Below are 11,800 nucleotides of genomic sequence, written 5' to 3' on the forward strand. Positions count from 1 at the left end.
TCGTCCACCAGTTCACGCGGAGCAAGAAAGAGGACCCAGCAATGGCCGAGTATGCAGCCCCCTCCGGGGCACCGATCTGGTTCGACCTGATGAGCAGTGACACCGCGAGGGCCGAAGAGTTCTACGGCGCGATCTTCGGCTGGGAGGCCGAGGCCCCCGACGAGGAGATGGGCGGTTATCGCAACTTCCACAAGAACGGGAAGCGGGTGGCCGGTCTGAGCCCGGTGATGGAAGGCGCCGGGCCGCCCGACATCTGGTCGGTGTATCTCCACACCGAAGACGCCGACGCCACGGTCAAGGCCGTCGAGTCTGCGGGTGGCTCGATCATGGTGCCGCCGATGGCCATCGGCGACGAGGGCACGATGCTGGTGGCCAACGATCCCGCGGGTGCGGCGATCGGGTTCTGGCAGCCGAAGAATCATCAGGGATACACCGAGTTCGGCGACCACGGCACGCCCTACTGGTTCGAGTGTCAGAGCATGGACTACGCCAAGTCCGTCGACTTCTACCGGACCGTGCTCGGCGCGCGCATAGAGGAGGTCGGCACCGGTGGCGACCCGGACGCCGTCGGGCCCGACAGCTACGGCCAGATCTTCTACGGTGAGGCGTCGTACGCGGGGATCATGGACTCGGTCAAGCTCTTCCCGGCCGGGGTGCCGTCGTTCTGGCAGGTCTACATCACCGTCGACGATGTCGCTGCCACGGTGAAGCAGGCCGAATCGCTGGGCGCAGAGATCCTCATGGCCGGCGAGGACACCCCGTACGGGACGCTGGCCGCGATCAAGGATCCGATGGGCGCCCTGATCTGTCTGGGACATCCACCCGCCGGCATGTGACGTGCGGCCGCGGTAGGACTCGGTGCGCACCGAGTCCTACCGCGCAGGGCACGGCGTCAAACGTTCATCCCGCCGCAACGCGATGGCCGACGGCACCCTGTAGCGTCCGACTTCCACAGACACGATTCACCGTCATCCCGCGTGGAAATCGTCGGCGTAGAACAGGATTCGCATGTCGGCACACGATTCGGCCGTCCCTCCCGTCTCCGTGCAGAGCTACCTCGACGAGGTCCCCACCTGGCGTGATGGCACGCCCGCCACCGCCGGTGCGATGACCGCGATGCAGAAGCGGATCTGGCTGCTCGCGTCCGCGGGGAAGTTTCTCGAGGGCATGATCGTCTTCATGGTCGGCGTGGCCCTGCCGTTGATCATCGACGAATTCGCGCTCAGCTCAGCCCAGTCCGGCGTCGTAACGGCCGCGCCGCTGCTGGGCATCATGGTCGGCGCGTCGGCCCTCGGCGGACTTTCCGACCGGTGGGGCCGCCGCCAGATGTTCTTGGCCGAGATGGTCTTGTTCACCGCCTTCCTGGTGGGCGTCACGCTCAGCACCGGCTTTTCGATGCTGGTGGTCTGTCTCATCGGCATGGGACTGGCCTTGGGCTGCGATTACCCGACCGCCCACACCATGATCTCCGAGACCATGCCGACCAGCATCCGGGATCGAGGGGTGCTGGCGGCGTTCGGTTTCCAAGCCGTCGGCGCACTCGCCGGAACCCTGGTGGGAGTGATCATCCTCGGCAATCGCGACGAGTTGTCGGACTGGCGCTGGATGTTCGGTGTGGCCGTCGTACCGTCCGTACTGGTGGTCGTCGGCCGGCTCTTCGTCGTGCAGAGCCCGCACTGGCTTCTCGGGACGGGCAGGGTCGACGAGGCGGAGTACGAACTGAAACGTCTACTGGCTCGCCGACCGCAGTACCCGACCACCGTCACCCTCACGCGCCACGACGGACCCGGGCCGGGCGCCACCTCGACCACCGATGTCACGGCACTGTTCCGCCGGCCCTGGCGCCGCTCGACGATCCTGGCCTCGATCCCATGGTTTCTCCAGGACCTCGGAACATACGGGATCGGCATCTTCACCCCGACCATCATCGCCGCGACGATCGGAACGGTCGCCGCGGACGACTCGACCGTCAGCGGCGTGGTGGCCGATGACATGCGTGGCGCCGAAGGCGCAGTCCTGATCGACGCCTTCCTGCTCATCGGCATCGTGCTGGCGATCTACCTCGTCAACAGGTTCGGCCGAATCCGGTTGCAGGTCTTCGGTTTCCTCGGCTGTGCGGTCGGATTGGTGATCGCCGCCGCCTCCACCCTGCTCGACGGCACCCTGCAGGTCGTCCTCGTCTTCGGCGGCTTCATGCTGTTCAATCTCATGACCAACCTGGGTCCGAACTCGATGACGTATCTGCTGGCCGGCGAGGTCTTCCCCACCTCGCTGCGCGGGACCGGCGCGGGCCTCGCCGCCTCGGTCGCCAAGATCGGCGCAGTTCTCACCGCCTTCCTCTTCCCGATCCTCCTCGACGCCTGGGGCACCGCGATCATCGTGCTGCTCCTCGCCGGCACGTCGCTGCTGGGCGCGTTCGTCACGTGGACCTTCCGTGTCGAGACCACCGGACTGAGCCTCGAGGACGTGGACCGGATGCATGAGGCACCACCGCCAGCCGTCCCCGCGCACACTCCGCAACCCGCGCCCACCGGGATCTCGTAGCGCGAATGCGCGCCATAGACCCACTCGCGTTACGAAATCGATTGGACGCGTGCCTGTTACACACTGTGGAGTTGTCAAAGGTCGTACGGCGCCGGGGTCGACACCGAAGGGACTGTGGGCGGGGCGGTCAGACGAGGGCGTCGTCGAGTCGCATGGTGCGTCGGTTGTAGGCGGGTCGAGGTAGGCGTTTCGGGTCGATGTCGGCGGGTGGGATCAGCCAGGGGTGCCGGTCGGGTCCCATCACCACCTGCCAGCCGTGGTGATGCACCTGGGTGTGACAGCGTTGACAAAGCAGGCACCCGTTGTCGAGATCGGTGGGACCACCATCGGCCCAGTGCACGAGGTGGTGAACCTGAGTATGTGCTGCGGGGGCACCACATTTCACGCAACATTGATCGCGCACGATGATCGCCTGCCGCAGATGGTGGGGGAACAGCCGTTTCGTGGTTCCCATCCGCAGCGGAACGCCTTCGTCGTCGAGGACGATCTCGGCCACCCCACCATCACAGGACAGTCGCCGTGTCGTCGACTCTGAGACCGCCCCCATCCACGGCAGCCGTGCCGGATCAGTGCCGTCGGCGGGGATTGTCACCAAGAGTTGGGTGCGTGGTGCACCCGCAGAGGTCATCGCCGCACCGATCGCGGCTTGATCCAACAGCAACTCCAGTGCATCTGCGCGGCGCTCGGCTGCACCGCGACGATCTGCCGCGCCGTCGGGTTCCGAACGCGGGCAGGATCGTTCGTCGATCATGGACACGAACTTCTCCCCGATCACCGCCGTCACGTCTCCGGTGATCGCGACCCGGCCTTCGTCGGTGATCCTGGTGTGCAGGGTGTTCAGCGATGCGTCATCGGCCGCTGCCACGATGCTGGGGTCGGTGGCGGCCAGACGAGTGGCGATCCCGCGGGCGTGGTCGTCGATCTGGGCGGGGGTGGCGCCGGAGAACGCTTGCGCAAGCAACTCACTCTCGTATCCGCTGCGATCGTCGTCGGACGGCGTTGTGGCAGAACGTTTGTCGATGAGTGCTAGTCCGCGTATCACTGCATCGACACACTCGGCAGACAGATAACCCTCCGCCGCGCAGTCGGCGACCTTCGGCACCGACTCCAGCCCGCCGGCGATGCGCACATAGCGGTGCGCGGCCGCGGGTGGCATGCCCATTTCGATCAGTGCGTTCCGTGTGGTCGACCCCGCCCGTATTGCGGCACCCGTGGCGTCGAATAGTGCTACGTGCACTGCGATCTGGTGATCGAGCACGTTGCGCAACATCCGTAGTTCGTCGAGTCGTTCGTGCAGGGCACGGCCGCTGCCGTCGTCGGGCGGTGGTCGCAGGACGGTGAGGGTGTCGCGGAGTGCGTTGATCGAGGGCATGACACCAAGGTACTCGCCAAAACGTTCGACGACGAGATTCATCCACAACCGCGATGACAACGAATCCGGTTGCACAGCAGTAGCTGTCACTCACGTCCCAGCGGTGAACCGTGGTGAACTGTGGTGAACAGAATCCCCACCAGTCACAGCAACCAAGAGGTCCCGTGCGGGTAGCCCACAAACACCGAATTCAGCGCACCTCTACTTCACGGGAACCGCGGGAGCGCGGCGGAGTTCTCCCGAAACCACCCCGCGGACAGTGCGGACCGCCACGACGCTCCATGCCAGCACGAGGACTGCGAACCCGGCGACGGCCACGACCTCGAAGACCGTCCCGCCGACGGTGAGGGCCAGCGCACTCGAACCCGTGACGTAGGTGCCGAGCGGGAACGTGAACGACCACCAGGTCATCGCGAACGGCATCCCCGATCTCTGGGTCCGCGCGGTGAGCCGAGCAGCCACGCCGATCCAGAGGGTGGCCGCCACCCAGACGGCGAGGCCATAACCGACCGCGAACGAATGCAAGGTCTCAGCCATGGGCGCGTCGACGACATGGGGTGCGACGTGCGCCAGCAGGCACGCCGCAGTGACCGACTGGCCGAGCGGTCCGAGGACGATCCACCAGGTGGGGACCATGTGCGCGGCGCCGACGTCGCCGGTACGCAGCCGCGCCGCCAACACCCAGAGAATGGGGAGCGAGGCGAGTGCGGCCAGCACGAACATCGCGCAACCGATCCCCATCACCAGATGCGACGCCCAACCCGCGGACAACTGCGGGGTGAGCACCGCGGCCGCCGACGCCGACACCATCGGGGAGACGACCGGCATCAGCCAACCGCCGAACGCGTCACCAACCGACGGGCGCCCGACGATGAGATGCCGGTACGGGATGACCACCGCGGTGACGACCCCACCGATCGTGCCGACGACCCAGCACACGAGGTCGATCCCCAGCGCCAGATCCTGGCCGATCACCGTCGCTCCGACGACCATCGTGCTGGTCCCGACCGTCATGATCGCCATCGGTACGGCCCCGTAGTAGTGGGCGACGACGCGGTGGGCGTGATGACCGCGGGCGACCTCCGGGTCGCGGATCCAGTGTCGGATCGTGGCGACCAGCACGACGCCGAACACCGCGGAGGCCAACAGCCAGAAAACGGTTGCCACCTCCGCCAGACCCGTGGGCTGCCAGGGCAGGCTGTGCGCGGCGATCGCGATGATCCCCGTGCCCATCACCGCGGCGAACCAGTTGGGCGGCACGTAGGAGGCTTGGCGCTGCCCCGTTGCACGGCCGGTGGCGGTCCCGAGGTCCGGTGCTGCGAGTCCGGCGGAGGCAGTGGTCGTGGTCATGTCCATCACGATCTCGCGAAACCCACGACGCCGGTAGGACCCGAAACGTTGGCAGGGTACAAACGTGGTTTGTACCCGGGGTACCAACGGTGCTTGTATCCTCGAGCGATGGTGCTGAGTCCGCGGATGCCCGACCTCGCGTCCCTCGAGACCCTGCAGGCGGTGGTCAAGACGGGGAGCCTCAACGCCGCCGCGGCCCAGCTCGGCGTCACCCAACAGGCGGTGTCGGCGCGCGTCCGCGCGATGGAAACGCAGCTCGGCGTCGCTCTGCTGACGCGCACTCCGCGCGGATCGGCGCCGACCCAGTCCGGGCGACTTGTCGCCGAATGGGCGGACCGCCTGCTGACCCTGGCCGGCGAATTCGACGCTGGGCTGGCCGCCCTACGCCTCGAGAGGCGCGATCAGCTGCGACTGGCCGCCAGTCTCACCGTGGCCGAGCATCTTCTCCCCCGCTGGCTCGTCTCGTTCGCCGCCCAGCATCAGCCCGCCCCCAAGGTGTCGTTCACCGCGACCAACTCCGATCACGTGTACGACCTAGTCCGTGCCGGCGACGTCGAACTCGGCTTCGTGGAGGGGTCCCGCGTCCAGACCGGTCTGCGCAGCCGGACCGTCGCGCGCGACGAGCTGATCCTCGTCGTACCACCGGGTCATCCGTGGACGAGGCTGCGGCGGCCGGTCACGGCCGCCGATCTCGCCCGCACCCCACTGGTGACGCGTGAGGAGGGCTCAGGCACCCGGGAGTTTCTCGAGCGCGCCCTTGCCAGGCCCCTCGGCCTCGGACGAGAGGCCGCGCCACCCGTCCTGGAACTGTCCACGACGGCGTCGGTGCGAGCGGCGGTGATCGCCGGCGCCGGTCCGGCGGTCCTCAGCAACCTCTCGGTGGCCGACGACCTCGGGCACCGGTTGACCCATATCCCGATCGCCGACCTCGACCTCGCCCGGCCCCTGCGCGCGGTCTGGTTGTCGGGCGCCCAACCGGGTGCCGGTGCCGCGCGCGACTTCCTCGCGCACATCGGTCGCAGCTGAGCACGGTCGAGCACCCGCTGCAGATGCCCGAATACGTCGGCTCACAACACGTCTCGAACCGAGTATCGTCAATCAGTCGAAAGTCACGACAACCTTGTCGGCAGCTCCCGGCGTCGACGCCAATCGAACTGCCTCGTCGACCTGATCGAAGGGCACGGTGTGACTGATGATCACCGCGTACTTTTCCCAGTCGTCGGCAATTCTCTCTGCCGCCAGCGCGATCTCGGTGGGGTAGCCCATGGCGCCGACGATTGTCAGTTCGTTGCCCATCACTGCGAGAAGGTCGATGGGAACCGGCTGCTTGTGCACCGCGACCACTCCGAGAGTCGCGCCTCGTTTCGCGGTCTTCATGGCGGAATCGATCACCGCCGGCGCGCCGGCCGCGTCGATGTAGATGTCCGTGTCGGCTCGATCTGCCCGGGAAGCTGCCGGACCGTGCGTCGCGATGAGCGTTTCGGCGAAATCCACTTCGCTCGAATCGATCACCGCATCGGCGCCGATCCGGGAGGCTTTGTCCAACCGGCCGGAGATGACATCGACCACAGTGACGTGTTGCACTCCCGCCTGTTTCAAGGCGATGGTCACGCCCAAGCCGATCGGGCCCGCACCGAACACCACGACCTTGTCAGAGATGCGCGGGGACACCCGATTGACCGCGTGTTCGGCCACAGCCATGGGCTCGGTCAGCGCCGCGACTTCGAACGGCACGTGGTCAGGCATTGTGTGAATGTTGCCGCCGAGGCTGGCATTCCGGACCAGAAGGTACTCCGCAAGCGCACCGGAAGACCCACCGTTGCCGATGACATCGCTGTCAGAGGCCATGGGATTCACCACAACTCGATCACCGACGACGAGCCCTTCCACCTTCTCACCGACCGCGACGATCTCACCGGCCGGCTCGTGACCGAGAGCCATCGAGCCCACGTGAGGGGGTAGACCCCCGATCGAGATGTAGAACGCATCACTTCCGCAGATCCCACATGCACGCATCTTGACCAGTACGTCGTGCGGATCTGGTTCCGGGACCGGTTTGTTCACGACCGACGTAGCACCGGCTCCGCTAACGATGAGCGCGCGCATCTTCACTCTCCTCAGGCAGTGTTTTGTTGGGCCGCACAGCAACCCGCAGGGTGGCGATGATGCTGTTCGGTAGTACTCGGTATGGCGACGCCGGTGCCGCTCGGGCCCGGTCGTCGTCAGACGGTGCTGTACCCACCGTCGACAGTGAGGACGGTGCCGGTGCAATAGGCGGCATTACGGGTACAGAGGAACAAGATGGCATCGGCTATCTCCTCTGGAGTGGCGAAGCGACCCATCGGGATGTGTGCGAGTTGTGCCTGCTTGTGTTCGGGACGATGCTCCATTGGGGCAGTCATCGGAGTCTCGGTGACCCCCGGCATGACCGCGTTCACGCGTATCTCATGGGAGGCCCAGGCGGACGCCAAATCCTGAGTGAGGGAAATGATTCCCGCCTTTGCCGATCCGTAACCCGGTACCGAAGTGGACGCACGGATGGCCGACATCGAGGTCAACATGACCACGCTGGCGCCGCCGGCCGCCTGGGAGGCCTGCAACGCGTCGTGTAGCGCGCCGGTCAGACGAAAGGGTGCCAGCAGGTTCACTCTGACAGCCGATTCGAACTCCGGGAAGGCCGTCATCGCCTCGCGTGCCGCGAAGTTTGCTCCCGCATTGTTGATCAGGACGTCAACCGAGTCGATTTCGGCTGCAAACGAATCGATCTGCTCGGAATCCGAGAGGTCGAGCTGCCGGTACGTCAGGTCCGACATGTCGACGGAGTAGTGCGAGGCGTCCGGTTTCGTACCCGTCACCGTGACATTCGCCCCCGCAGTGCACAGCAGTCGCGCCGTCACGTACCCGATTCCACTCGAACCACCCGTGACGATCGCAGACGTCCCGGTGAAGTCGAAAGAGAGTGTGTTGTTCATGAATTCGCCTCGATCTGCTTGTTCAGCCAGGCCGACTCCCAGAAGTTGCTGCTCTCCGACAGGAGTCGACGATGAGCCTCGACCAGTACCGAACTGGCACGGGGGTTCTCTGGTTCCACCGCGAGAACGGACTCGGCGAGGGCGATCGCCCTTACCGAGTCCTGCGACAGGAGTAGCTCTTCTGCGCGCTTGATCGCGGGTTCGACGCCGACGGCCGCGTACAGGTCAGCGGTCACGCTGAGGGGATCGAACGGATAGAGTTCGGTCGTCGATCGATGATGGAACCATCCCGCGTAGTTCTCCCAGATCGCGCGAACGTTCCAACTGACCTTTCCGTAGCCTTCTCCCACCTCGAGTTCCGGAGGCAGCGTCACTTCTCGCATCAGGGTCTGCACGTCCACGCCCGCGTTCATCCCCTTCACGGTCTCGTCGTGAATATAGGTCAATGCAGCACACATCCGGCTGATCTCCCAGTCGATCCGCTCCCGCCCGGTGATCGGCCCGAAATGCCCGGGCAGCAGAACCTCCGCGCCGAGAGATCGGATACGTTCGAAAGTGTCGATGACAACCCCTACGTCGCGGTAACGATCCCCACGTAGCGTCACCAGGTTGGGTATGTGTCCGAACAGCGCGCCGAAGACGTTGCCACACAGGCATACACCTTCGTCTGGTAGCCAGATCACCAGACTGTCCGTGGTCTCGGCCCCGGGCGTTGAGATGAGCTCGAGCCGCCGGCCGCCGATCGAGAGCTCGAGCGAATCATCAAAGACGAGGGTTGGCTCGGGCCGGCCTTGTGTCGGCAGCGGGCCCCCGAATCGTTCCACTGTGTGTGCAGCTGACGCACGAGTCTTGGCCGCCCAGGCGAACCCGGCGTTGGACGCGCGGAAGGGAGCCAGAGTCTCGTTGTCCCGGCGCCAGTCCGCCCAGTTCGCCTGTGCGATGACCTCGGTGCCCGGGTCGCGCAACACATCAACGCCGCCGACGTGATCGTAGTGACCCTGGGTGAAGATCACGCTGTGGATCGGCGAGGTGTCCACGGCGTCGTAGTTGGCCCGGTGCACCGGCGCCTCGAACGCCATCCCGGTGTTCACCACGATCCGTCCATCAGTGGTGGTGATGAGGAACGAATTGGACAGTCCCGGAGACATCCAGATCCCTGGATGTACCTGCTCGGCCGCGAGAGCGTTCGCACCCTCGATGTCCTCGGCTCCCGGGCGACTGCGATAGACGGGCTCTAAAGCGCTCATGATTCCTTCTTCACGTTGAACCGATCGAAGTAGAAGTCGAATCTGGCGCGGACCTCGTCTGGTGACCGGCCGAAGTCCTCGTGGAGTCGATAGCGCATACGTCCCTTGCTGCCACGAGGATTGCTGTTCAGGTAGGCGTTGAATGCGGTCCTGACCGGTTCGGTGAGATCTGTTCCGTTCAGCCGGTACAACTGGTCGAGGATGTCCATCTCGTGCCCGTTGAGTTCATGGAAAGCAATGTCGAGACTCTGCTCGGGCGGGATCAGATGCCGGTCTCGCACGCACGATCGCAACAGCATCTCGATTCGGTCGATCCAGTAGTCGGCGAGGTCATCCGGATCGATGGCATGACGCCTCATCCGGTCGCCGTATGCGAGCATCGTGACCGCTGACTGGATCACCGCGACCGGGTCGCGGTGTGTGAATGCGAACGTGGCGTCCGGAAACGTAGCGAGGAGCGGTCCTAGTTGTTCACAGTGCTGCGGCGACTTCAGGACCCATTGTCGGGGCCCGCGCAGGAAAGTGAGGGCCTGGAGCACAGTACGCAGATACGCATAGTGCTGTGTCTGGTCAAGAGTGAGATAGTGATCCCGCCACGCAGGTACCCGAGCGTGCCACTCGAGCACATAACTCGAAAAGTCGAGATCCTGGATTTCCACCTCCTCTTCTATCGCAGAGGGAAACCGGTCGTGCATGGCGGCCATGAACGGTAGAAGCGCTCCCGCCTGCTGATGAGAGGTCGCGCATCGCGCGTACCGCGGGTCGACTCCGTCCACGCCCGGTCCCTCTCCGGGAAGCGGAAACGGTTCCTGGCTCTCCCAATACGGGAGCGCCCGTCGGCGGGGATCAGAAGCGAGCAGGTTGACCAGGTGAGTTGTGCCCGAGCGGGGAAGACCGACGACCACCAGTGGACGTTCGATCTCGATTCCGTGGATCTCGGGATGGCGCTGCAACAGATCGTTGAACAGCAGACGCTGGGACAGCAGCCGAATAATTCTCCTGCGCAGAGTCATTCGATTGAGGTTGTTGCAGCCGTCGTCGGCGTTGATTGCCGAGACATACATGTCGAGGCGCGGGCGGAAGTCGTCCGAACCGAAGTCACCGAGACCGGTTGCTTTGGACGCCTCGGCGAGCAGTTCGTCCGGATCGAGGTCGACCGGAGCCTCCTCGGCGTTCGCAATAAGCTGTAGCTGGAGCGGAGTCAGTACCGGCGATACAAGGTCGTCGATTGTCACGGTCGCCACGGGACACCCTTTCGATGGCTGTATCCGAATATTCGGAGTAGTGTCCGAATACATGAATTCGAACGTAGATGACGGTCACACGTCCGGTCAAGAGCCCTCCCCGCCGACCCGTCGGGTGATCGACATCGTCGAACTGCTCGCCCGAACCCCCGACGGCCCCCTTGCACTGGCGGAAATCTGTCGCGCACTGGGGATCACGAGATCCACCGGGCACTCGATACTGCATACGCTCGCGTCGCGCGGGTGGGTACACCGCAACCCGGTCAGTGGGAGATACGCGCTGGGATCAGGTTTGGCGAACCTCGCCGGCATGCCGGAAGTCGTGCCCCGAACACTTCGTGAGTCCCTGAACGAACTGAGCCACTCCCTGGGTCTGCCGGTCTGCGTGTCCCAGCTCCGCGAGCGCTCCATCGTCGTCGTCGAATCCCTGGCTTCGAACGGGACCCGTCCTCCGGTGCCGACCGGGACGCGCTTGCCCTTTGTCGCGCCGTTCGGCCGGGAGTTCGTCGCCTGGACACCGGAAACCTTCGCGAAAGAATGGAAATCCGAAACCGTGCATTACGGTGTCGAGTTCGGTTCCCGCGTCGAGTTGGTGCTCGCCGAGATAAGGCGGCGCGGATATGGCATCGAGCGGCTGAGCGACCCGTTGTTGCGCGTACTCACCGCACTCAAGGCCCTCGACACGGGGACTGAACCCGACTCGGTCTCGACACGTCTGGCGGCGGCCGTCGCAGAGCTCACTGTGGTCGACTACCTGGAGGGCGAATTGACCGATACCGATCCGACCCCGCTCGCGACGATTTCGGCGCCCCTGCTGAACGAGGACGGGGACGCGGTCACCGCAACGGTCTCCGCTCAGCTCTATCGTTCCGTCTCGGCCGAGGAGGTCAACGAGATCGGCCGCAGCTTGGTCGAGTTCGCGCGCGCCACATCGGCACCCCTCAGTTCAGAGGGAACACCGTTTCACGGCACCTCCCGGTGAGTGGACATCGGGTATGGACGCCCCACTCGGCGGCACCTACGCTGCTCCGAATAGCCGAACGAAATGACGACTATTTGACGAAGTGAGGG

Annotated in this window: 10 protein-coding genes and 1 pseudogene; 5 read left to right on the plus strand and 6 right to left on the minus strand. The window is 65.0% G+C overall.

Annotated elements, in window-relative coordinates; genetic code table 11:
- The first annotated feature begins 41 nt into the window (after positions 1 to 41).
- Both MHN80_RS05685 and MHN80_RS05690 read left to right on the plus strand, forming a co-directional pair.
- On the plus strand, positions 42 to 836 hold the full coding sequence (locus MHN80_RS05685) for a VOC family protein (protein WP_239400114.1): 795 nt from the start codon (positions 42 to 44) through the stop codon (positions 834 to 836).
- A 172-nt stretch (positions 837 to 1,008) separates the two neighbouring features.
- On the plus strand, positions 1,009 to 2,544 hold the full coding sequence (locus tag MHN80_RS05690) for an MFS transporter (protein WP_239400116.1): 1,536 nt from the start codon (positions 1,009 to 1,011) through the stop codon (positions 2,542 to 2,544).
- A gap of 127 nt (positions 2,545 to 2,671) precedes the next feature.
- On the opposite strand, the gene MHN80_RS05695 is transcribed toward MHN80_RS05690, so the two are convergent.
- Positions 2,672 to 3,916, minus strand: coding sequence for an HNH endonuclease signature motif containing protein (locus tag MHN80_RS05695; protein WP_239400118.1), 1,245 nt, complete (start codon positions 3,914 to 3,916; stop codon positions 2,672 to 2,674).
- 201 nt (positions 3,917 to 4,117) lie between these two features.
- Entirely contained in the window at positions 4,118 to 5,272 is a 1,155-nt protein-coding gene (locus MHN80_RS05700; RefSeq protein WP_239400120.1) for a TDT family transporter, read from the minus strand.
- 102 nt (positions 5,273 to 5,374) lie between these two features.
- On the opposite strand from MHN80_RS05700, the gene MHN80_RS05705 reads away from it, so the two are divergent.
- Positions 5,375 to 6,292, plus strand: coding sequence for a LysR family transcriptional regulator (locus tag MHN80_RS05705; RefSeq protein ID WP_239400122.1), 918 nt, complete (start codon positions 5,375 to 5,377; stop codon positions 6,290 to 6,292).
- A 72-nt stretch (positions 6,293 to 6,364) separates the two neighbouring features.
- Here the strand turns inward: MHN80_RS05705 and MHN80_RS05710 are convergent, their stop codons facing one another.
- From MHN80_RS05710 to MHN80_RS05725, 4 genes are all read right to left on the minus strand, one after another.
- A complete protein-coding gene (locus MHN80_RS05710; protein WP_239400124.1) occupies positions 6,365 to 7,372 on the minus strand; it encodes a zinc-binding dehydrogenase in 1,008 nt (335 codons plus the stop codon).
- 116 nt (positions 7,373 to 7,488) lie between these two features.
- A complete protein-coding gene (locus MHN80_RS05715; protein ID WP_239400126.1) occupies positions 7,489 to 8,238 on the minus strand; it encodes an SDR family NAD(P)-dependent oxidoreductase in 750 nt (249 codons plus the stop codon).
- Entirely contained in the window at positions 8,235 to 9,485 is a 1,251-nt protein-coding gene (locus tag MHN80_RS05720) for an MBL fold metallo-hydrolase (protein WP_239400128.1), read from the minus strand. The genes MHN80_RS05715 and MHN80_RS05720 overlap by 4 nt, the downstream gene beginning before the upstream one ends.
- Positions 9,482 to 10,783, minus strand: a complete 1,302-nt coding sequence (locus MHN80_RS05725) for a sulfotransferase (RefSeq protein ID WP_275447410.1) — start codon at positions 10,781 to 10,783, stop codon at positions 9,482 to 9,484. Before MHN80_RS05725 ends, MHN80_RS05720 begins: the two co-directional genes overlap by 4 nt.
- On the opposite strand from MHN80_RS05725, the pseudogene MHN80_RS25870 reads away from it, so the two are divergent.
- Positions 10,782 to 10,988: pseudogene (locus tag MHN80_RS25870) on the plus strand (helix-turn-helix domain-containing protein); the annotation flags it as partial. The gene MHN80_RS05725 and the pseudogene MHN80_RS25870 overlap by 2 nt on opposite strands.
- Positions 10,989 to 11,183: 195 nt before the next feature.
- On the plus strand, positions 11,184 to 11,711 hold the full coding sequence (locus MHN80_RS05730; RefSeq protein ID WP_239400130.1) for a transcriptional regulator: 528 nt from the start codon (positions 11,184 to 11,186) through the stop codon (positions 11,709 to 11,711).
- The last annotated feature ends 89 nt before the right edge of the window (positions 11,712 to 11,800 follow it).

This window comes from Gordonia sp. McavH-238-E (assembly GCF_022348225.1).
Classification (GTDB): Bacteria; Actinomycetota; Actinomycetes; order Mycobacteriales; family Mycobacteriaceae; genus Gordonia; species Gordonia terrae.

Coding starts and splice junctions, on each gene's coding strand:
- MHN80_RS05685 (WP_239400114.1), top strand. CDS start 42: ATGGCCGAGTATGCAGCCCCCTCCGGGGCACCGATCTGGTTCGACCTG.
- MHN80_RS05690 (WP_239400116.1), top strand. CDS start 1,009: ATGTCGGCACACGATTCGGCCGTCCCTCCCGTCTCCGTGCAGAGCTAC.
- MHN80_RS05695 (WP_239400118.1), bottom strand. CDS start 3,916: ATGCCCTCGATCAACGCACTCCGCGACACCCTCACCGTCCTGCGACCA.
- MHN80_RS05700 (WP_239400120.1), bottom strand. CDS start 5,272: ATGGACATGACCACGACCACTGCCTCCGCCGGACTCGCAGCACCGGAC.
- MHN80_RS05705 (WP_239400122.1), top strand. CDS start 5,375: ATGGTGCTGAGTCCGCGGATGCCCGACCTCGCGTCCCTCGAGACCCTG.
- MHN80_RS05710 (WP_239400124.1), bottom strand. CDS start 7,372: ATGCGCGCGCTCATCGTTAGCGGAGCCGGTGCTACGTCGGTCGTGAAC.
- MHN80_RS05715 (WP_239400126.1), bottom strand. CDS start 8,238: ATGAACAACACACTCTCTTTCGACTTCACCGGGACGTCTGCGATCGTC.
- MHN80_RS05720 (WP_239400128.1), bottom strand. CDS start 9,485: ATGAGCGCTTTAGAGCCCGTCTATCGCAGTCGCCCGGGAGCCGAGGAC.
- MHN80_RS05725 (WP_275447410.1), bottom strand. CDS start 10,783: ATGTATTCGGACACTACTCCGAATATTCGGATACAGCCATCGAAAGGG.